The sequence below is a fragment of the Bradyrhizobium ottawaense genome (assembly GCF_900099825.1).
In the GTDB taxonomy this organism is placed as follows: domain Bacteria; phylum Pseudomonadota; class Alphaproteobacteria; order Rhizobiales; family Xanthobacteraceae; genus Bradyrhizobium; species Bradyrhizobium ottawaense_A.
The window spans coordinates 4,135,043-4,154,786 of the sequence record NZ_LT629693.1; the positions used below are offsets into that span (position 1 = coordinate 4,135,043).

18 protein-coding genes are annotated in these 19,744 nt (G+C 62.7%); 13 read left to right on the forward strand and 5 right to left on the reverse strand.

All coding sequences use genetic code 11. The features are described 5' to 3' along the window. Nucleotide 1: 1 nt before the first annotated feature. Both BLR13_RS19310 and BLR13_RS41765 read left to right on the forward strand, forming a co-directional pair. A complete protein-coding gene (locus BLR13_RS19310) occupies nucleotides 2-289 on the forward strand; it encodes a cation transporter (RefSeq protein WP_074820526.1) in 288 nt (95 codons plus the stop codon). Between the two features lie 4 nt (nucleotides 290-293). Further along, on the forward strand, nucleotides 294-539 hold the full coding sequence (locus BLR13_RS41765; RefSeq protein ID WP_074820524.1) for a GDCCVxC domain-containing (seleno)protein: 246 nt from the start codon (nucleotides 294-296) through the stop codon (nucleotides 537-539). 137 nt (nucleotides 540-676) lie between these two features. Here BLR13_RS41765 and BLR13_RS19320 read toward each other — a convergent pair whose 3' ends face one another. Next, nucleotides 677-1,087 (reverse strand): DoxX family protein, encoded by a 411-nt coding sequence (locus BLR13_RS19320; protein WP_074820522.1) that lies wholly within the window; start codon nucleotides 1,085-1,087, stop codon nucleotides 677-679. A 170-nt stretch (nucleotides 1,088-1,257) separates the two neighbouring features. Here BLR13_RS19320 and BLR13_RS19325 point away from each other — a divergent pair, with 170 nt between their 5' ends. The 6 genes from BLR13_RS19325 (at nucleotide 1,258) to BLR13_RS19350 (ending at nucleotide 8,983) form a co-directional block, all read left to right on the forward strand. Next, a complete protein-coding gene (locus tag BLR13_RS19325; RefSeq protein ID WP_074820520.1) occupies nucleotides 1,258-3,003 on the forward strand; it encodes a CocE/NonD family hydrolase in 1,746 nt (581 codons plus the stop codon). Nucleotides 3,004-3,025: 22 nt separating this feature from the next. After that, the gene (locus BLR13_RS19330) at nucleotides 3,026-3,814 is read left to right on the forward strand and encodes an enoyl-CoA hydratase/isomerase family protein (protein ID WP_074820518.1); all 789 of its coding nucleotides are present in this window, start codon (nucleotides 3,026-3,028) and stop codon (nucleotides 3,812-3,814) included. Nucleotides 3,815-3,878: 64 nt separating this feature from the next. Continuing rightward, nucleotides 3,879-5,612, forward strand: a complete 1,734-nt coding sequence (locus tag BLR13_RS19335) for an AMP-binding protein (protein WP_079586152.1) — start codon at nucleotides 3,879-3,881, stop codon at nucleotides 5,610-5,612. Between the two features lie 63 nt (nucleotides 5,613-5,675). Then, nucleotides 5,676-6,872: an FAD-dependent monooxygenase gene (locus BLR13_RS19340; protein ID WP_074820515.1), complete on the forward strand. Its 1,197-nt coding sequence runs from the start codon at nucleotides 5,676-5,678 to the stop codon at nucleotides 6,870-6,872. Then, nucleotides 6,791-8,185, forward strand: coding sequence for an MFS transporter (locus BLR13_RS19345; RefSeq protein ID WP_079586151.1), 1,395 nt, complete (start codon nucleotides 6,791-6,793; stop codon nucleotides 8,183-8,185). The genes BLR13_RS19340 and BLR13_RS19345 overlap by 82 nt, the downstream gene beginning before the upstream one ends. Before the next feature lie 102 nt (nucleotides 8,186-8,287). Then, nucleotides 8,288-8,983, forward strand: coding sequence for a TetR/AcrR family transcriptional regulator (locus tag BLR13_RS19350; RefSeq protein ID WP_074820512.1), 696 nt, complete (start codon nucleotides 8,288-8,290; stop codon nucleotides 8,981-8,983). 752 nt (nucleotides 8,984-9,735) lie between these two features. Here BLR13_RS19350 and BLR13_RS19355 read toward each other — a convergent pair. Then, nucleotides 9,736-10,611, reverse strand: a complete 876-nt coding sequence (locus tag BLR13_RS19355; RefSeq protein ID WP_074820509.1) for a sulfurtransferase — start codon at nucleotides 10,609-10,611, stop codon at nucleotides 9,736-9,738. Nucleotides 10,612-10,879: 268 nt separating this feature from the next. Between BLR13_RS19355 and ispG the strand changes: the two genes are divergently transcribed. The 3 genes from ispG (at nucleotide 10,880) to BLR13_RS19370 (ending at nucleotide 14,603) form a co-directional block, all read left to right on the forward strand. After that, the gene (gene ispG / locus BLR13_RS19360) at nucleotides 10,880-12,172 is read left to right on the forward strand and encodes a flavodoxin-dependent (E)-4-hydroxy-3-methylbut-2-enyl-diphosphate synthase (RefSeq protein WP_074820506.1); all 1,293 of its coding nucleotides are present in this window, start codon (nucleotides 10,880-10,882) and stop codon (nucleotides 12,170-12,172) included. A 134-nt stretch (nucleotides 12,173-12,306) separates the two neighbouring features. Then, entirely contained in the window at nucleotides 12,307-13,188 is an 882-nt protein-coding gene (locus BLR13_RS19365) for a TauD/TfdA dioxygenase family protein (RefSeq protein ID WP_074820504.1), read from the forward strand. 74 nt (nucleotides 13,189-13,262) lie between these two features. Continuing rightward, nucleotides 13,263-14,603, forward strand: coding sequence for a Rieske 2Fe-2S domain-containing protein (locus BLR13_RS19370; protein WP_074820503.1), 1,341 nt, complete (start codon nucleotides 13,263-13,265; stop codon nucleotides 14,601-14,603). Nucleotides 14,604-14,747: 144 nt separating this feature from the next. On the opposite strand, the gene BLR13_RS19375 is transcribed toward BLR13_RS19370, so the two are convergent. The 3 genes from BLR13_RS19375 to BLR13_RS19385 all read right to left on the reverse strand — a co-directional run bounded on the left by BLR13_RS19375 (nucleotide 14,748) and on the right by BLR13_RS19385 (nucleotide 17,205). Continuing rightward, the gene (locus tag BLR13_RS19375; RefSeq protein WP_074820499.1) at nucleotides 14,748-16,355 is read right to left on the reverse strand and encodes a Na+/H+ antiporter; all 1,608 of its coding nucleotides are present in this window, start codon (nucleotides 16,353-16,355) and stop codon (nucleotides 14,748-14,750) included. Between the two features lie 86 nt (nucleotides 16,356-16,441). Further along, nucleotides 16,442-16,810 (reverse strand): hypothetical protein, encoded by a 369-nt coding sequence (locus BLR13_RS19380; RefSeq protein ID WP_074831330.1) that lies wholly within the window; start codon nucleotides 16,808-16,810, stop codon nucleotides 16,442-16,444. A gap of 20 nt (nucleotides 16,811-16,830) precedes the next feature. Next, on the reverse strand, nucleotides 16,831-17,205 hold the full coding sequence (locus BLR13_RS19385) for a nuclear transport factor 2 family protein (protein ID WP_074820497.1): 375 nt from the start codon (nucleotides 17,203-17,205) through the stop codon (nucleotides 16,831-16,833). 98 nt (nucleotides 17,206-17,303) lie between these two features. Here BLR13_RS19385 and BLR13_RS19390 point away from each other — a divergent pair, with 98 nt between their 5' ends. Both BLR13_RS19390 and BLR13_RS19395 read left to right on the forward strand, forming a co-directional pair. After that, nucleotides 17,304-17,732, forward strand: a complete 429-nt coding sequence (locus BLR13_RS19390) for a GFA family protein (RefSeq protein ID WP_074820495.1) — start codon at nucleotides 17,304-17,306, stop codon at nucleotides 17,730-17,732. A 226-nt stretch (nucleotides 17,733-17,958) separates the two neighbouring features. Next, on the forward strand, nucleotides 17,959-19,743 hold the full coding sequence (locus BLR13_RS19395; RefSeq protein WP_079586149.1) for a caspase family protein: 1,785 nt from the start codon (nucleotides 17,959-17,961) through the stop codon (nucleotides 19,741-19,743). Nucleotide 19,744 lies beyond the last annotated feature (1 nt).

The following is a 19,744-nucleotide window of genomic DNA, read 5'->3' on the forward strand; positions in this document are numbered from 1 at the left end:
CATGAACAGGCAGCTTCCGGCCCTTGCGGCTCTTGCCCTCGGCATCATCGCATCGTCATCGGTGATGGCAGCAGAGAAAACCCTTACGCTGGCCGTAAAAAATATGGATTGCGCGGCCTGCCCTTCCATCGTCAAGGGTAGTCTGGAAGCCGTCCCGGGTGTTGCCAGCGTCGCGGTGTCTTACAAGGACAGGACGGCCACGATCATTTACGACGACGACAAAGCCGATGTGAACCAGCTGACGTCGGCGACCACCAAGGCTGGTTATCCATCGGCACCCAAGAGTTAATTGGATGCTGCTTCAATCGACCATCACTTGTCCGCACTGCGCCGTCGCGAAAGCGGAGACAATGCCGACCGATGCCTGTCAGTTTTTCTATGAGTGCACAGGCTGTGGCGTAAAGGTGAAGCCGAAGACGGGTGATTGCTGTGTGTTCTGCTCCTTCGGCTCGGTGCCGTGTCCGCCAATTCAGGCACTACGCTCCGGCGAATCGGGTGATGCCCTTCGCACAAAATATTCCGCTTCCGTCGTCGGGTAGAAACACCTTACCAACTCCCGCCATCCTGTCTCACCTGAGGGGCCATCGTAAGGCCCATTGCCGAGCGCGTTCGATGTTCGCCGGCGCCGCGCTCGGTTGCTCTTCCAGGGTTGATTCATCGGCCTGGATTCAGTCCCTCATGTCGTCGCGCCCGCGACTTTTTTCGGATCGCGCGCGTCCAGGCTGAAGCGTCCGGCGCCAAAATGCGCGATCTGCAAGAGGCCGCCGATGATCATGAGGTTCTTGAGAAAATGGATCATCTGATTCTGATCGGCGAAATTCCGGTGAAAGAAGATGGCCGTTGCCAACGTGAACACGGCCATGCCGAACGCGACCGCTCGCGCACGAAAACCGAGCACCAGCAGCAGACCGCCGCCGATCTCGAAGGCAACGGCAATCGCCCAGCCAAGCGGGGCAAGCGGCAAGCCGACACTGCCGATATAGGCCGTCGTTGCGCCATAGGCGGTTAGCTTGCCAACGCCGCTCATGAGAAACGGCAGGCCGATAAGCAGGCGGCCAAGCAGGGGCAGAAACCTCGTGACGTCCATATTCAGCTCTCCTTGCAGGGGTTGAGAATTCGATCCGGTGCGACCGCACGCGGTCGTGATCAATATTATACTTTACGATCGTAAAGTAAAGTGGTATGAGTCCTTCTGTGTGGTGCCGCGATTGCAAGAAGTCGGCAGTCAGCGCCGCGAAAAACGGGCGGAGACGAGCGATGATCGAGGAGCGGGACATTTACGTCGCCATGAGGGACGGCACGCGGCTCGCGGTCGACGTCTATCGGCCGGATGCGCCGGGAAAATACCCCGTGCTGTATGCGTCGGCGCTGCACAACAAGGACATCCAGGGTCCCGACATCGCGGATATCCTGCCGCCGCAGCCGGCACATGCGCCGCTCTGGTTCGGCCCCATCGAGGCGGGCGACACCCGGCGCTTCATCGCCAACGGCTACGTTCACGTGATTGCGCAGCCCAGGGGCTCCGCCAAGTCAGAAGGGCATTACGGCCACGAGGACACCGACCACTACGACCTGATCGAATGGATCACGCAGCAGCCCTGGTCAGACGGCAAGGTCGGAATGGTCGGCATCTCCGGATTTGCCGGAGAACAATGGCGCGCGGCGGCGCAGGGACATCCGGCGCTGAAAGCCATTTTTCCATACGATGCCTGCAGCGCCTATGGCGGCATGTTCGGATTCCGCGACTTCAATCCCGGTGGCGTCCTGCATTCCTTCCCTTATCTGCTCGACGTCTTCAGTACGGTTCACGAGTCGCGCGACCGGCCCGCAGAACTTACCGCCGCGGAGGAGGAACTCTGGCGCCGGGCGATGCGGAATCCCGACTACAAGCAGTACATCAATCTCTTCAACATCCTCACGCAAAAGGGTCAGCGCACCTTCATCATGTATCTCATGATGACGCATCCCTGGGAGCTCGCTGGCACCGTCGAGCGCGCCGAAGAGACCTTCAAGAAAATCAAGATACCGTTCTATACCGGCTCGGGAGCCTACGCTTACACCTACAAGCTCCATTGGCTGGGTGCACAGCACTACTTCGGGAATGTCGATTCGCCAAAGAAGCTGCTGTTTACCGGGCCGGCTCACCTGGAGCGGCCGTTCCATCAACACCACGACGAGATCATCCGCTGGTACGACCATTGGCTGAAGGGGAAGAGCACCGGCATCATGGACGAGCCGCCGGTGCGCTACTGGCTGATGGGCGCCAACGAGTGGCGGACCGGAGCGAATTGGCCGCTGCCGGAGACGCAGTGGACCAAATACTATCTCTCCCATTGGGAGACGCTGTCGACCGAGCCGCCGCGACCGGCCTCCGAGGTCGGCGCTGCGGCGCGCGAGCCCGATGTCTTCACGCAGATGCCGGTGACGCGGACGACCAAGGTCGAGCGGCTGCGCTACATGACCGATCCGCTGCCGCACGACGTTACCGTCGCCGGTCCGATCACGCTGACGCTATACGCGGCAATCGATCAGGAAGACACCAACTGGATTATCGTGCTCAAGGACGTTGGGCCCGACGTCTCGGTTCGGACCGCACGCGAGGGTGAGCGCGATGTTCCGTCGACGCTGCCCGAACGGGAGCTGACGCGAGGCTGGCTGAAGGCATCCTATCGGGCACTCGACGAGAAGCGTTCGAAGCCGTGGGAGCCGTTCCACAAGCTGACGCAGGATGCGGTAGCTCCCGTGAAGCCGGGCGAAGTGGTCGAGTACCAGATACAGATTCTCGCTACGGCGAACCAGTTCAAGGCGGGTCATCGGATCTGCCTCGACATCACCTCCATGGATGTCCCGACCGGCACCGGGGCGATGACCAACGTCGAATACATTCCGTACCACGTCTGCAGCAGCCAGACGGTGACCCACCGGATCTATCGGGATGCCGAGCGTCCATCACATCTGCTGCTGCCGCTCATCCCCGCATCCGCCAACCAGCGCGCGGCCTGAAGCTCAAGGAGGAGCATTTGCCATGACAACGATCCGATTTGAACGAGACGGTGCCATTGGAAATATCGTGCTGGCCAATCCGCCTTTTAACCGGCTCGACCTGCGCTTCACGGAAGCGTTGAGAGTGGCCGTGCACCAGGCCAGCGCAAGCGACATCCGTGTGCTTGTTATCAGCGCCGAGGGGCCGCACTTCAGCTTCGGCGGCGAGGTGCGCGAATGGCCGGGAAAGGACGTCAACTGGTTCAGGACGTTTGTCGCCGAAATAAACGCCTCCTATCGCGCGATCGAAATGCTGAAGATACCGACGGTGGCCGTGGTGCAGGGGATCGCCTTCGGCGGCGGCTTCGAGCTGGCGCTGGCGTGCGATTTTCTGGTCGCGGCCGACAATGCGACGCTTCGCTGCGTCGAAGTCACGACGGCGATGCTGCCGATCGCCGGCGCCTTGCAGCGGATTGCCGAACGCGCCGGGCGGGCGCGCGCCACGCGTCTGGCCATGCTCGGTGAGCCGATTTCCGGACGCGACGCCGGTGTGTTCGGAATTGCGACCCATGTGGTGCCCGAGAACGAGCTTTCGGCAACGGCGGCCGCCTTGGTCGGACAACTCGCGACCGGGCCGACCAGGTCGTACGCCGCGACGCGCACGCTGCTCAAGGCCTGGTCGAGCGGAGGCGTTGCCGCCGCGGATCTGGTGATGCTCGATATCGCGATGGAGCTCTACAACGGTGCCGACGCCCAGCGCGGCTTCGCGAGCACAGCGGTCGCCTTCGACAAGGACATTGAACCGCCAACGCTCGTATTCGAAGGAAAATGAACCGGCGCAAGTTTGGGTGCGCGCCGGCGGTTACCCAGGATTTCGTTATCGACGGGAGGTATTCGTGCAACGCGAAAGCTACGTACATGGCAACAGTGGACCGCCTCTGATCGGAAAGACCATCGGCGCACTTCTGGACGAAGTAAGCGCGAGCGATGGAACGCGTGAAGCACTGGTCGTCGCGCACCAGAAGATTCGCTGGAGCTACGCCGAGCTCAAATCGCGTTCTGACGCATTCGCGTCGGGGCTGCTGGCTCTCGGCCTGGAGCCGGGGGATCGGGTCGGGATCTGGTCACCGAACTGCGCGGAATGGACGATCGCGCAATTTGCGACGGCGAAAGCCGGCCTGATTCTGGTCAACATCAATCCCGCCTATCGCTTGAGCGAGCTGGAACACGTCTTGCAATCGGTGGGATGTCGCGCGTTGATAACCGCTGCCCGGTTCAAGTCCAGCGACTATATCGCAATGGTCCGCGAGATTGTCCCGGAATTGGGAAACGGAGGCGACGAACTGCATAGTGCGTGCCTGCCGGAGCTGCGATACGTCATCGCAATCGCGGGCAAGTGCGATGGCTGCCTGTCGTTCGACTGGATACTGGAGAACGGCCAGCGGGCCGGTAACTCGAGACTGGAATCCGTGTCGGCGGCGGTCCAGATGGACGACGCCGTCAACATCCAGTTCACCAGCGGGACCACCGGATTGCCGAAGGGCGCAACGCTTTCGCACCACAATCTGATCAACAATGCCTTCTTCGTGGGCGAAGCGACCGGGATCGGACCCGGTTCTCGCGTGTGCATCCCGGTGCCGCTATATCACTGCTTCGGCATGGTGATGGGTAACCTCGGCTGCGTCACCCATGCGGCGACAATGGTCTACCCATCCGATTCCTTTGATCCGCTGAGCACCCTGCAGACCATCGAGGCAGAGCGTTGTGACGTACTCTATGGGGTACCCACGATGTTCATCGCCCAACTGAACCATCCTGAATTCTCGCGCTTCGATCTGAGCTCGCTCCAGCGAGGGATCATGGCAGGCGCACCATGCCCGATCGAGGTCATGAAGGAAGTCGCATCGGCCATGCACATGGGTGGAATAACGATCGCCTATGGGATGACCGAAACCAGCCCCGTCAGCTTCCAGAGCAGTCGCGACGATCCGCTCGAACTGCGCGTCTCGACGGTTGGAAGGATTCAGCCGCATCTCGAAGTCAAGATTGTCGACCGCCACGGCCGGGTCGTGCCGCGGGGAGAGGCCGGCGAGCTGTGCACGAGGGGATACTCGGTCATGCTCGGCTACTGGAAGGACGAGGAGCGGACAAAGGAAGCCATCGATGCGGCGGGCTGGATGCACACGGGCGATCTGGCAACCATCGACGACGATGGGTACTGCCGCATCGTCGGAAGAATCAAGGACATGGTGATCCGCGGTGGCGAGAACGTCTATCCCCGTGAAATCGAAGAGTACCTGTATCGGCACCCGGATATTCAGGATGTTCAGGTTTTCGGCGTACCGGACCCAAAGTACGGCGAAGAACTCTGTGCCTGGATCATTTCAAAAGCCGGCGCCACCCTCGACGAGGAAAGCATCCGCAAGTTCTGTCAGGATCGCATCTCACACTACAAGATTCCTCGCTACATCCGGTTCGTGGAGCAATTCCCGTCCACTGTGACCGGCAAGATCCAGAAGTTTGCGATGCGTGAGACGATGATTGAGGAATTCGCCCGCGCAACAAAAATTGCACATGAGCATGACGAAAAGCGCATCCGTGGCATGTCGGCCGGGAGGTCCCGCGGATAATCGCAGCCAATCGGTACCCTCGCGCGGCTTGTGGTTGGTGCGCATAGAAAAGGTCTGAAGGAAATGCCTGGTTCAGTCCGTGTTGCAATCATCGGCGGCGGTATTGGCGGTCTGACTGCTGCGCTCGCACTTCGGGCGCGGGGTCTCGATGTCACCGTGTTCGAGCAGGCCGAGGTTGTCAGGGAGATCGGTGCCGGGGTCTCGCTCCATCCAAATGCCGCCCGATTGCTGAAGCGCATCGGCCTCGATGACCAGTTGCGGAAGATCGGCTCACCGATCAGCAACATTACGCTACGCACGTCGCAGGGCGATGCGATCACCACCCCGGCGGGGCCGGCAACGCCTGCATTTTCGCGGGATGGTGGTCAGGGGTACAACGTTCATCGTGCTGATTTCCTGAACCTGCTGTTTGCCGCGCTACCGAAAGGAACGGTCAATCTCGGTCATCGGTGCATCCAGCTTAAGGAAGACGGCGATCGGGTCCGCTTTTCGTTTGCGAACGGCGTTGCTGCGGACGCAGACGTCGTGATCGGTGCTGACGGAATTCGTTCCGTCGTCCAGCGCGAAATCGGGCTGCACAGTCGCCCGACAAGCGAAGGAATCATGGCCTACCGGGGACTGATCCCCGCCGAGCGGCTCGCGTGGGCCCGCGATCTCACGGACCCCGCGCTTTGGCTTGGGTCCGGCCGGAGTTTCCTGCTTTATCCCGTCGCGGGCGGGCGCTTGATCAACATGGTGGCTTTCGTTCCCACCGACACCGAGTCAGAGGAATCCTGGTCTGCGCCAGGCGACCTCAAGGCGCTGGCGGCCGAGTATGCCGGTTGGGACAAGCCGGTCCAGGACACCATCCATTCGCTCGACGAGACCTTTCGTTGGGGAATCTACGATCGCGCCCCGTTACCGTACTGGTCGACTGGCCGCATCACGCTGATGGGCGATGCGGCACATCCCATGGTCCCCCACGTGGGCCAGGGTGCTGGTCAGTCAATCGAAGATGCAATGACACTCGCGGTTGTTCTGGAGGGATGTACCGCCGCCGACGTCGCAGGCCGCCTGAAGCTGTATGAGGCGCTCAGGCTGGGGCGGACCAGCCGCGTCCAGGCGCTCGCGCGCGCCGCGGGCAAACTCTATCGCTCCGAGCATGACAACCCTTCGGAAAAGGCCGAGCGCCTGCACGAATGGATGGCGCAGGGAAAGTGGGTATTCGAGCACGACGCGGAAGAAGCCGCCCGGGATGCTCTCGCGAAGTCGGGGCACTGAGCAAAGTCGATCGAAAAGCGCGGGAGGGGGAAGACATGTCTCAAGGAACAGTTTTCGCAAGCAGATGGTGGATCGTGTTCGGCGCGACGCTGTCGATGCTGGTGGCTCAAGGACCCGTCATTCTGTATACCTTGGGCCTGTTCATCAAACCGCTGAACCAGGAATTCGGCTGGGATCGCGCGAGCATCTCTGCCGCCGGAGGCATTGCCGCAATCTGCTCTGCGATCACCATTCCCTTCGTGGGATCGATGATGGACCGCTGGGGTGTCCGGACCGTTCTGCTTCCGGTCGCTGTGCTTTGCGCTTCAAGCGTCGCACTCATTGCGCTGACCCCGAAATCAATCGTGGTATTCATGTTGTTGTTTGCGATCACCGGCGTCTTGGGATCAGGCCAGGGACCGCTCGGTTATGCAAAATGCGTCTCTGCCTGGTTTGACGACAGGCGAGGACTGGCGCTGGGAATAACGATGAGCGGGATCGGTCTGGGAGCGGCCTTGATTCCCCAGTACACCCAGTTTCTCATCGGCAATCTCGGCTGGCGCGCAGCCTATGCCGGTCTCGGCCTGCTCACGCTGATGGTGGCCTTTCCGGCCGTATTTCTGTTCATTCGCGAGCCGAAGGCAAAGACTGCGGCCGACAGTGTGCTCGCGCCATCTTCGGCCTCCGAAGACCGGCCGCCCGACCTCGAGGTGCGGGAGGCACTTGGCGGCCGGCGGTTCTGGCTCATCGCTTCCGCCTTGTTGCTGGTTTCGACCGTGACGCAAGGATTGGTCGTACACACGGTGCCGCTCTTGACGGACAAGGGCTATTCGCCTGAAGCGGCGGCGACCCTGATGATTGCCGTCGGCCTCTCCACGATGGCTGGGCGCCTGCTATCCGGATATCTGGTTGACAGGATCTTCGCGCCTTTCGTCGCAGCGTTCTTTTTTCTGCTCCCGTGCCTGGGAATCTACTTGCTCGACAGCGCTGTTTCACCGGTCGTGGGCATCATCAGTCTCGGTCTGGCATCCGGCACCGAAATTGACATGATTGGATTTCTGACGTCCCGATATTTCGGAATGAAACGCTTCGGTCAGTTGTACGGATACCTGTTCGCCAGCTTTGTCGTCGGTTCGGCTGTCGGACCCTACATGATGGGCCTGGCTTTCGAGCGGCTGCATTCCTACGAACCCGCCCTCTGGACGTTTTGCGCGTTCATGCTTCTCGCAAGCGGCGCGATACTCTCGCTCGGTCCCTATCGCTATCCGGCTGAAGAAAAACCTCTGGTCGGCTCCGGACGAGACGTGAACGCTCCCGCCGCCGAACACGCCTGAGGGGGCATGTGCCGACCAACCAGCGGCCTGTGATACATTCATGAAGAGCCATTCAACACTCCGCGTGGCGTTCGGTTGGGAGCTATGTTAACTGAAGGCCCGATGCCGAAGAAAACGAAACTGGCTGCCGGGCGCCGGGAGCGCCCGCGCAAGAGAGCCGAACAACAGCGTTCGGTCGAGACGCGGGCGGCGATCCTCAATGCCGCCATCGCGGAATTTGCCGAGCGAGGATTTGAAGGCGCGAGCATTCGCGCTATCGCCGATCGGCTCGATCTGCAACATCCACTGATCACCTATCATTATCGCAGCAAGGACATTCTCTGGCGGGCCGCGGCCGAGCATGCTTTCGCGCAGATACGGACCGCGTGGGATATTTTGCCGCCCGAAGGATCTGAATTGTCGCCGCTGGTGCGGCTGCGCCAGGAGTACACGGCGCTGTTTCGGTATACCGTCGCGTTTCCCGAATTTCATCGGTTCATGCGCCAGGAAGCCTTGACCAATAATCCGCGGCTGGAATGGCTGGCGGAAACGGTCCTGGCTCCGCTTCTGGCGCGGTTGCTGCCTCAGATCATTGAGGCCCAGAAACGAGGTCTGCTTCCTGCGGTCGATCCGATTCTTTTCCACTATATGATGGTCAGCCTTACCGCCGCGCTTTCGGAATTCGGTCCTGAAATGCAGGTGACGAGCGGACTGTCATCCGGGGACACCAAGGTGGTCGAAGCGTATTGGCGCCTGGTTGACGAGACGGTCTTCGGAGAGCAGCCGAAGACCGATCGCGCAGCGGCAAGGACGCGCTGAAGGCGTGCGTTGCAACAAGCAAGGCGTGAGCCGGCCAGCGCCATCTCCATCCCTGTTGGGACGCACTGATTTGCCCGACGAGGCAACCCACAAGGCCCGCGACAAATTGGCACGACGGGCAAATCACCAAAGTCTGTCCAGCCCTTCGCATAAAAATATTTCGCTTTTCCCGTCGCGCAAATCAGATTTACGACTCGCGCCATCCTGTCCCACCAGAGGGGCGTAGGCCATCGTCGCAGACGTGGGGGCGGGTAGCGGTGGACGCGATAGCGGCGAAGACGAACGCTGCTGTTGCGTACGGTGAAGTCGTGTGGGCCTGACGCCCCGGTGCTGGCGTCAAGTGAGCGGAGCAATTCGCTGATGATGGTGGCAAGAAAGCCGGTCACCAGGGCGAACGCGTATAAGCCGTAAAGCCATTGCGCAGGGAAGGCCGGGTGTTCTCCGCTGAACCTGTATGCTCGTGTGCAGTATTTGTTTGTGCATCAAGCACGCGAGACCGCGGGTGCAGCGCGCACCCGGTCTTCCCTGCGCCCTCTGTTCTCAGGAGGGACAACGAAATGCAAAACTTCGGGCGCGTGGCGCCGCGAGAATACGAGGTCGTATTCAGTTGTCATCGTCCGCCTTGTGCGCAATTGCGCACTGGGGCGGACGATCCAGTATCCCAGAGACGTTCATGATTGAATCGATAAGCCACGGCGTACTGGATACTCCGCCTTCGCGGAGTATGACGACGGTGGGTGGAACGCGTTTCGTCAATCCGTCTCGATCGGCAGCGACGCATCCTTGGCCCATTCGCCCATCGAGCCGTCATAGAGCGTGAGATTTTGGTAGCCGAGCCGATGCAGCAAAAACAGGTCGATCGTGGCCGAGATGCCGCCGCCGCAATAGGCGACCACGCGCTTGTCCCTGGTGATGCCTTGCGTGGTGAATTTTGTTTCCGCTTCCGCCAGCGGAATGAACGCCTTGGTGGCGGAATCGAGCAGCGTCGCGGCCGAGACGTTGCAACTGCCGGGGACGCGGCCGGGCCGGCCGTAGCGGCTCGGCTCGAGGCCCTTGTGGAATTGCGGGCCGAGCGCGTTGACGACGACGGTGTTGCGCGCGGTGGTGGCCTCAAACGTCGCGTGCTTGTCGACGAAAAATCCCGGTTTCGGTTTCGCGGTGAAGGTCGCGGGTGTGTGGCCCTTCGCCGGTCCGGTCTCGAGCGCGCGGCCTTCGAGCTTCCATTTGTCGAGGCCGCCGTCGAGCACGGCTGTGTTTTCAAATCCAAGCGACGTCAGCATCCACCAGAACCGCGTCGCCCACATCGGGGTGCCGATGCTGTACAGCACCACCTCGCTGTCGCTGGAGATGCCATGACGGCCGAACGCCGCCGAGAGCAGCGCGACGCCGGGCATCATGAAGCGAAGCTCGGTATCCTCATCGGAGAACTCGGCTTGCAGGTCGAGGAAATCCGCGCCCGGGATATGCCCGGCCTCGAAGGTGTGCCGTCCGGGCACGGCCAGATAGGGCAGGCTGCTGCCTTCAGGCGCGGGTTCGAGGTAGGTCGTGCAGTCGAACAGCCGCAGGTTCGGCTGGCCGAGAATATCAGCGAGTTCCGCCGTGCTGATCAGCCCGTTACGTCCCGACATGCCTGCCTCCCATTATATCTGGGCCGATGCTACGGCGTGGACCCCGCCATGAAAAGGCGGCCGCAGACCCCGGCTCGCCCTTCCAATCCAGCGATTCCTGTCCAATATAGTGGGTTACGGGAAGGCGTCGCCGATGGTGGCGCCTTCGACCGTCGTGGCTTGTCTAAGTCATTGAATAAACAGAGTAAAATTTCAATTCGGGAGAAGGTGGGCGCTGTCGTCCCCGTTCCCTTGGTGAATGTCACCAAAACCTGATATTCGAGGCCCCATGAACAAGCCCGAAAAACTCCCGCAAGACGACGTCGCCGGCCCGCGCGCCCGGCATCAAACCACCCAGGTCATGGTCGGCAATGTCGCCGTCGGCGGCGGCGCGCCGATCGTCGTGCAGTCGATGACCAACACCGACACCGCCGATATCGCCGGCACCATCGCGCAGGTCGCGGCACTGTCGCGCGCCGGCTCGGAAATGGTCCGCATCACGGTCGATCGCGAGGAAGCTGCCGCTGCCGTTCCGCACATCCGCGACGGCCTGCGCAAGCAGGGCATCACCACGCCCCTGATCGGCGACTTCCATTACATCGGTCACAAGCTGCTCGCCGACTATCCGGCCTGCGCCGAGGCGCTCGACAAATACCGCATCAATCCCGGCAATGTCGGCTTCAAGAACAAGCGCGACACCCAGTTCGCCGACATCATCGAGATCGCCAACAAGAACGGCAAGCCGGTCCGCATCGGCGCCAACTGGGGCTCGCTCGACCAGGAATTGCTGACCAAGCTGATGGACGAAAACGCGCTGTTGCCGCAGCCGAAGGATGTCCGCGCGGTGACGCGTGAAGCGATGGTGCAGTCGGCGCTATTGTCGGCCGCCCGCGCGCAAGAGCTCGGCATGCCCAAGAACAGGATGATCCTGTCGGCGAAGGTTTCCGCCGTGCAGGACCTGATCGCGGTCTATCAGACGCTGGCGTCGCGGTCGGACTACTGCATTCATCTCGGCCTCACCGAGGCCGGCATGGGATCGAAGGGCATCGTCGCCTCGTCGGCCGCGCTCGGCATCCTGCTGCAGGACGGCATCGGCGACACCGTCCGCATTTCGCTGACGCCGGAGCCCGGCGGCGACCGCACGCTGGAAGTTCAGGTCGCGCAGGAATTGCTGCAGACCATGGGCTTCCGCACCTTCGTGCCGCTGGTCGCGGCATGCCCCGGCTGCGGCCGCACCACCTCGACCACGTTCCAGGAACTGGCGCGCTCGATCCAGGATTTCATCCGCACCGAAATGCCGGGCTGGAAGACACAATATCCCGGCGTCGAGGAACTCAACGTCGCGGTCATGGGCTGCATCGTCAACGGCCCCGGCGAATCCAAGCACGCCAATATCGGCATCTCCTTGCCCGGCACCGGCGAAGCCCCGGCGGCGCCCGTGTTCGTCGACGGCAAGAAGTTCCGCACCCTGCGCGGGCCCTCGATCGCCACCGACTTCAAGGCGCTGGTGATCGACTATATCGACCAGCGCTACGGCGCCGCCAGCAAGACCCCCGCGAGCACGGTGACGGCGGCGGAGTAACGCGTCGCCCGTAGCCCGGATGAGCGTCAGCGAAATCCGGGGGCTGGGTTGTTGGCGGATTGTTCGATCCCGGATTGCGCTTCGCTTCATCCGGGCTACGATGGCGCAAATAAACAAGCCATCGGAGGACGTCCATGAGCTCGCTGTCCAGCAAGCAGGGACCTCGCTACCGGCACGTCGCCGGCGAGACCGAGCCCTACGAGACCATCGGCGTCGAGAAGCTGACGCCAATCATCGGCGCCGAGATTTCCGGCGTCGATCTCGCGGGTTCGCTCTCCAACCGCACCATGGACGAGATCCATCGCGCGCTTGCCGAAAACCTCGTGATATTTTTTCGCGACCAGCACATCACCCCGGCCCAGCACCTCGCCTTCGGCCGCAAGTTCGGCGACCTGCACATCCATCCCGCCGCACCGCATGAAGGCGACGATGCGGCGTTGATGAAGATCTATGCCGACAAGGATAGCCCACGCGCCAATGGCGAGGGCTGGCACACCGACGTGTCCTGCGACGAGGAGCCGCCGATGGGCTCGATCCTCTACATCAAGCAGTGCCCGCCGCGCGGCGGCGACACGCTGTTCGCCAACATGTACGCGGCTTACGAATCCTTGTCGGACCGGATGAAGGCCTATCTCGATGGGCTCACCGCGCTGCATGACGGCGAGCAGACCTATCGCGGGCTGTACGCCAATTACGGCGTCGCCGACCGGCCGCAATATCCGCGCGCCGAGCATCCGGTCGTGCGCACCCATCCGGTGACGGGCAAGAAGGCGCTCTACGTCAACCGCGGCTTCACCCGCTTCCTGATCGGCGTCCCCCGCGACGAGAGCGACGCCATGCTGGCCTATCTCTACCAGCACGCGGAAAATCCGCTATTCCAGTGCCGCTTCCGCTGGACCGAAAACGCGATCGCGTTCTGGGACAACCGCTGCGCCCAGCACCGCGCGATGTGGGATTACTGGCCGCACACCCGTTCCGGCACGCGGGTAACGGTGAAGGGCGAACGGCCGGTCTAGTTGGAATGCGTTGACGGCTCGCGCGACCTGCGCCAAGCTTGGCCAAAAGCAAGACAAACATCGGAGGACGCCCCATGCTCCGCGCGGAAGACAACAAATTCCTGACCGAGAGCGGCGCCGGAACCGGAATGGGCGAATTGCTGCGGCGGTTCTGGCTGCCGGTGCTGCTGTCAAAGGAATTGCCCGACGCCGACGGCACCCCGAAGAAGATTGTCGTGATGGGCGAGGAACTGCTCGCCTTCCGTGACAGCCGCGGCGTAGTCGGCGTCATCGACCAGTACTGCCCGCACCGCGGCGCCAATCTCTGGCTCGGCCGCAACGAGGAATGCGGCATCCGCTGCGTCTATCACGGCTGGAAATTCGACACCGATGGCCGCTGCGTCGACATGCCGACGTCGTATCCCGACCTCAACGCCAAGGACCTGATCCGCATCAAGTCCTATCCGGTGCGCGAATGGGGCGACATGATCTGGGCCTATATGGGCCCGGCGGAGCAGGTTCCGGAATTGCCGGCGCTGGAGATGGCGCTGGTGCCGGCCTCGCACCGCTACGTCACCAAGAAGTGGCAGGACTGCAACTGGGTGCAAGCGCTGGAAGGCGCGATCGACACCGCGCATTTCACCTTCGCGCATCTGAGCTTCGAAAAAGAAGAGAACGAAATCCTCGATATCAAGAAGCATTTCGTCAATCCGCTGACGCGGGTCGCCACCGACCATATGCGCTGGATCGCCGAAGATCCGCGCCCGGTGATCAAGATCCATCCGCACGAGGCCGGCCTGACGGTCGCCGGCGGCCGGCTGACCGGCACCGACAATATCTACTGGCGCATCGCCCAGTTCCTGATGCCGGTGCACGCCTATGCGCCGAGCTCGATGCCCGGCGAGAATATCTTCGGCCAGAGCTTCGTTCCGGTCACCGACACCGGCTGCTGGATCTACACCTATGCCTGGAACCCGGAGCGCCCGCTGACGCAGGCCGAACGCGACGGTTATGACCGTGGCAATGGCGTGATGTCGGAGGTCGACGACAACTACATACCGTTGCGTAACAGGGCGAATGATTACCTGATCGACCGCAAACTGCAGAAGACCAGCAGCTACACCGGCATCAAGGGCGTGTCCGAACAGGACGCCGCCGTGCAGGATAGCCAGGGCCGGATTGCCGATCGCACCCGCGAGCATCTTGGGCCGACCGATCTCGGGATTCTGCATTTCCGCAAACTGGTGATGGAAGCCGCCCGCGCGCTGCAGAAGGGCGAAGCGCCCTCACACGTCGCGCATCAGGACCGCTACACGGTGCGCTCCGGCGCCTGCGTCACCAGCAAGGCCAAGGACCTGACCGCGGTCATGATCGAACGGTTCGGCGATGCGGCCGGATACGTCGGCGCGCCGGGCAGGAATGCGGCGGCGGAGTAGGGCTCTCTCGTCGTCCCCGCGAAGGCGGGGACCCATAACCACCGGCTGCAATTGTTGAAGAAGGTGGCAACTCCATCGCCCGATCGATAGGCCGCGGCGTATGGGTCCCGGCTCAAGGCCGGGACGACAGGTGGTGATATATCGTCACAACGGTATCCGCCGGTACTCCCGGTTGCTCAGGCTCGCCTCCTCCAGATCGAGGTCGCGCTCGATCCGGCGGCGCGTTTCGTCGGTGATCTTGCCGTCGCGCAGCAAAACGTGGATGAATTTTCGCTCCGCCGCGATCAGTTCGCGTGTCAGCGCGGTGCCGGCTGCCGAGACGTCGTGCTTGTCGGGATCGAGCGTATCCGGCAACTGGTTGGCGCGAATCTCGTGCCGCGCGCGCAGCAGCTTCACGACTTCGTCGGATAGTTCGCGGTCGTCGGTGATGGCATCGAGCGATTTGAGGGCGGCAGCGAGCGCCTCGCGCCGCGCCTCGATCTCGGCTTCATGCTCGGCGATGTGTTCGTCATGGCCGGCTTGCGCGACGCCGAGCCATCGCACCAGCGGTGGCAATCCCAATCCGGTCCCGACCAGGGTGATCAGGATGACACCGAAGGTGACGAACAGGATCAGGTCGCGATAGGGAAACGCCTCGCCGTTCGACAGGGTGTAGGGCAGCGCAAGCGCTGCGGCCAGCGACACCGCGCCGCGCACGCCGGTGAAGGCGATTACGAACACCGTGCGCCAGGATGGGTAAGGGTCGCGCTCGCGCAGCCGCTTGTTGAAGGTTCGCGGCAGATAGGTTGCGGGATAGACCCAGGCAAAGCGCGCGACGACGACGATGACCACGACCAGCCCGACCGCAAACAGAATGTCGTGGAGCGGAAACGCCTTCGACTTCTCCAGCAGCGAGCGCATCTGAAAGCCGGTCAGCAGGAACAGCAGGCCTTCGATCAGGTAGATCACGAGGTCCCAGACGAAGATGCCCTGCAGACGCGTCGCCGACGAGATCCATAGCGGCCCGTTCCAGCTGATATAGAGGCCGCAGGCGACGGTCGCGATCACGCCGGAGCCGCCGAAATGCTCGGGGATCCAGTAGGCGACGTAGGGCGTGATCAGGGACAGCGTGATCTCGACCTGCGGATCGCGGGCGCGATGCCGGACGCGGAGCGAGAGCCAGCCGACCGCCGCGCCGAACAGGATCTCGCCGACCACGATGGCCGCAAACGTGCCGGTCGCCTGCGGCAGCGAGAACAGCCCGGTCGAAATCGCAACTACCGCGAAGCGATAGAGGGTCAGCGCGGTGGCGTCGTTGGCAAGACCCTCGCCCTCGAGCACGACGAGGATGCGGCGCGGCAGCCCGAGCTTGCGTGCGATCGCCAGCGGCGCCACCACGTCCGGCGGGGCGACAATGGCGCCGAGCAGGAAGCCGACGCCCCAGGGCAACCCGATCAGATAGTGCGTGGCGGCGGCGACCGCGAAGGCGGTGAAAATCACGCATCCGACCGACAACAGGATGATGACGCGCAGGTTGAACTTGAACTCGCGCCAGCTCATGGCAACGCCGGCCGAATAGATCAGCGGCGGCAGCACCACCAGCAGCACCAGTTCGGGCGGCAATTCAATCGACGGCATCCCCGGCACGAAGGCGAGTGCGATGCCGGCCAGCAGCAGCAGGATGGCCGGCACCGCGTTGATGCGCCGCGCCAACAGCGCGGTCCCTGCCAGCACGGCGAGCAGGATCAAGAAGATCTGAAACTTGGCTTCCATAGTGGTCCCCATTCGCAGGGAAACACCTGCAAGGTCAATGCCGCCGGGGGCGGGCGCACGGACGCAGGACAATCCGGAACCCGGGGTTATGGTGCGAGGGCCGCCTGTCGAAGCGGTCGCTCCGTTTGCGCCGACGTGTCCGGCGCCGTCGCGCCCAGCGAAAAGCCGAGTTCGATATCCTCGGGCGTCTGCTGGAACTGCTTTCTGACCGAGGCGCGCACCGCGTCGGCAAGTTCGCGGAGCGGCTTGGCGTCGTACAGCTTCGGGAAGGTGACGGTCACCGAGACGAGCCGCCCATTGTGCCAGTTGAAACCTACGCCCGGCTTCAGCCCGGTCACCTGCTCAAGATCGCTCGCGACGGCCTGCGAATGCTTGTAGCCGTCCACAAGCGTATTGATCATACCGCAGGCGGCGAGACAGGAAGCGAGAACGAGGATGGCGATAATCTTGCGCATGGTTGCACTCCGCGCGGCCGTCATTCCCTGAGATCGTAGCGATAGGATTTCGATACGATCTTCCAGCCGTCGGCCAGCTTCATCGCCACCAGATAGTCGGTGAAATAGCGCGGCGGCAACTGGCAGCGCACCTTGACGAAGGCGGTCTGGTCGTCCGAGCGGTCGATCGTGACGATAAAATCCTCGCGCGGCTTGCCTTCCGCTTTCGCCGACGGCCGCTTGCGGACGCGGTCGAGCCAGTCCGGCACGGTCAGGACCTGCAACGCGCCCTTTTCGACCCAGCGCAAATCCGCGGTCGGGTCGAAGATCGCGCTGAGCTTGTCGGCGTCGCCCTCATAGAGGCCATCGAAGTAGTTCTTGACCACGGCTTCGACGGTCGATCGGTCATGGCTCACGGCGTATCCTCCGGGATTCAGGTTTGTTTGGGCTGAATTAAGCCACGAACCGGCCCAATGCGCTATGGTGAGTTCGTCATCACCGCGAGGAATAATTCGTGTCGGGTTCAGCAATTCAAAATGCTCGCATCCTGGTCGGAGAATGCTTCTGCCGTACGGTGGGCTACGCCGTCGCTGACGCCTTCGAATACGCCCTCAACTGCCACTGTTCGAATTGCCGGCGGACCACCGGTTCGGCGTTCAAGCCGTTCGCGGGCATTGCGCGCGACAAGCTTCGTGTCACCAAGGGCGATGACGGCCTCATGATCCATGGCGACGCGACCGGCCACAACGCGCACTGCCGTCGCTGCGGCTCGCTGCTCTATTCGGTGGTCCGCGACGGCGCCTACGTCCATGTCGCGATGGGCACGCTGGTCGACGATCCCTCGATCCGCCCGACCGCCCACATCTTCGTGGGATCCAAGGCGCCCTGGGTTTCGATCACGGACGATTTGCCGCAGTATGAAGGGCATGTCGTGCCGCGCTGAGCGGGCGCGCGTTTCGGGAATACCCTGCCGCCATGAGGGGTCTATACCCCTTCGGGAACCCGACGAAAAAGCGAAGGCGGGCGAACCGGCGGCGGGTTTGCCGGACTAATAACAGAGCGGTCGCACGATCGGCACCGGAGCGGATCGTGACCCAACTCACAAAGCCCGGCTTTGGCTTCTGGTAGGCAGGCCGGTGTGTTAGAAAGTGCGAGGATCAGGACGCGTCATGATGAAATCCGGATCTCTAAAATTGTATCGATGGATTCTGACCGCCGCAGCCCTCCTGCTGGTGAGCGAACCGGCTCTTGCCGAGAAGCGCGTGGCGCTGGTGCTTGGCAATTCCGCCTACCAGAATGTCGCGCCGCTCGCCAATCCGGCCAACGACGGCGCCAAAATGGCCGCCACCTTGAAGGATGCCGGCTTCGATGTCGTCGACTCCCGCCGCGACCTTCCGGCGGCCGAGACCCGGCGCGCGCTGCGCGATTTTGCCGACCGCGCGCGCGATGCCGATATTGCGGTGGTCTATTACGCCGGCCACGGCATCGAGGTCGACGGCTCCAATTATCTCATTCCGGTGGATGCCAAGCTGGAACGCGATACCGATATCTATGACGAGGCATTTTCGCTGGACCGCATCCTGATCGCGATCGAGCCCGCCAAGAAGTTGCGGCTCGTCATTCTCGACGCCTGCCGCGACAATCCGTTTTCCAAGAAGATGAAGCGCACCGTTGCCACGCGCGCGGTTGGCCAAGGCCTCGCCAAGGTCGAGCCGACCAGTCCGAACGTGCTGATCGCCTATTCGGCCAAGGCCGGCTCCACCGCCGCCGACGGCGATGGTACCAATAGCCCGTTTACGTTAGCGCTTTCCCATCACCTGACGACGCCCGGCCTCGACGTGCGCCGTGCGTTCGGCTTTGTCCGCGACGAGGTGCTCAAGACCACCAACAACCGGCAGGAGCCGTTCGTTTATGGTTCGCTCGGCGGTGAAGACGTGCCGCTTGTGCCGGCGCCCGCCCGCGCGGCCCCCGCCGCGGCAGCCGCGCCAGCTGTGCCCGCGCTCAGCGCGCAGGCCGAGGCTCGCCGCGATTACGAACTGGCGCTGCAAGTCGGCAACAAGAGCGCGCTCAACGCCTTCCTGGCGCAATACCCTGATGGATTCTACGCCAGCCTCGCCAAACTTCAGCTCGAGAAGATCGCGGCCGAAGAGGCCCGGGTCGCCGCGACCGAGAAGGCGCGGCTGACCGAACAGGAGCGGGCGCGGCTCGCTGCCGAAGGCGCCCAGAAGACGCAGCAGGCGAAAGCCGAGGCTGACGCCAAGGCCGCCGAGCAGGCGCGCATCGCGGCTGAGAAAGCCAAGCAGGTGGCGCAGGATCAGGCCGCCGCCGCCGAGCAGAAGCGCGCCGCGGCTGAAAAGGCCGCTGCCGACAAGGACAAAAGTGTGAACCTCGCGGCCCTCAGTGCCGGGCCGCCGCAGGCCGATGTCACCAAATCGGTACAGACCGAGCTGCGCCGCGTCGGTTGTCTGACAGGGGCTGCCGATGGCGAATGGAATTCGGCCTCGCAGCGTTCGCTGAGTCAGTTCAACCGCTACGCCGGGACCAAGCTCGACGTCAAAGTGGCGAGCGTCGATACGCTCGACGCCGTCAAGCTGAAGACGTCGCGGGTCTGCCCGCTGATCTGCGAACATGGCTTCAGGGCCGATGGCGACCGCTGCAGCAAGATCAGCTGTGCCGAAGGCTCGTTCCTCAACGGCGACAATGAATGCGAGAAGCGCCCGGAGAAGAAGCCGGTCGCCAGGCGCGATACGGACGATCGCCGGGAGCGCGAGCGGTCAGTTCGGGAGCCGCAGGAACCGAGGCGCGTTATTGTCAGGCGCGCTCCAGAGCCCGCTTCCCCGCGCACTTCATCATCCGCTCCTGGGATCGGGGCTTCCGGCCAGCCACTGACCGGGCGGGAACGTGAAGTTGGTTGCAACGGTTACGGCGCCATCATGTCCGGAAAGTGCCCGTAAC

Coding starts and splice junctions, on each gene's coding strand:
- BLR13_RS19310 (WP_074820526.1), top strand. CDS start 2: ATGAACAGGCAGCTTCCGGCCCTTGCGGCTCTTGCCCTCGGCATCATC.
- BLR13_RS41765 (WP_074820524.1), top strand. CDS start 294: ATGCTGCTTCAATCGACCATCACTTGTCCGCACTGCGCCGTCGCGAAA.
- BLR13_RS19320 (WP_074820522.1), bottom strand. CDS start 1,087: ATGGACGTCACGAGGTTTCTGCCCCTGCTTGGCCGCCTGCTTATCGGC.
- BLR13_RS19325 (WP_074820520.1), top strand. CDS start 1,258: ATGATCGAGGAGCGGGACATTTACGTCGCCATGAGGGACGGCACGCGG.
- BLR13_RS19330 (WP_074820518.1), top strand. CDS start 3,026: ATGACAACGATCCGATTTGAACGAGACGGTGCCATTGGAAATATCGTG.
- BLR13_RS19340 (WP_074820515.1), top strand. CDS start 5,676: ATGCCTGGTTCAGTCCGTGTTGCAATCATCGGCGGCGGTATTGGCGGT.
- BLR13_RS19345 (WP_079586151.1), top strand. CDS start 6,791: ATGGATGGCGCAGGGAAAGTGGGTATTCGAGCACGACGCGGAAGAAGC.
- BLR13_RS19350 (WP_074820512.1), top strand. CDS start 8,288: ATGCCGAAGAAAACGAAACTGGCTGCCGGGCGCCGGGAGCGCCCGCGC.
- BLR13_RS19355 (WP_074820509.1), bottom strand. CDS start 10,611: ATGTCGGGACGTAACGGGCTGATCAGCACGGCGGAACTCGCTGATATT.
- ispG (WP_074820506.1), top strand. CDS start 10,880: ATGAACAAGCCCGAAAAACTCCCGCAAGACGACGTCGCCGGCCCGCGC.
- BLR13_RS19365 (WP_074820504.1), top strand. CDS start 12,307: ATGAGCTCGCTGTCCAGCAAGCAGGGACCTCGCTACCGGCACGTCGCC.
- BLR13_RS19370 (WP_074820503.1), top strand. CDS start 13,263: ATGCTCCGCGCGGAAGACAACAAATTCCTGACCGAGAGCGGCGCCGGA.
- BLR13_RS19375 (WP_074820499.1), bottom strand. CDS start 16,355: ATGGAAGCCAAGTTTCAGATCTTCTTGATCCTGCTCGCCGTGCTGGCA.
- BLR13_RS19380 (WP_074831330.1), bottom strand. CDS start 16,810: ATGCGCAAGATTATCGCCATCCTCGTTCTCGCTTCCTGTCTCGCCGCC.
- BLR13_RS19395 (WP_079586149.1), top strand. CDS start 17,959: ATGATGAAATCCGGATCTCTAAAATTGTATCGATGGATTCTGACCGCC.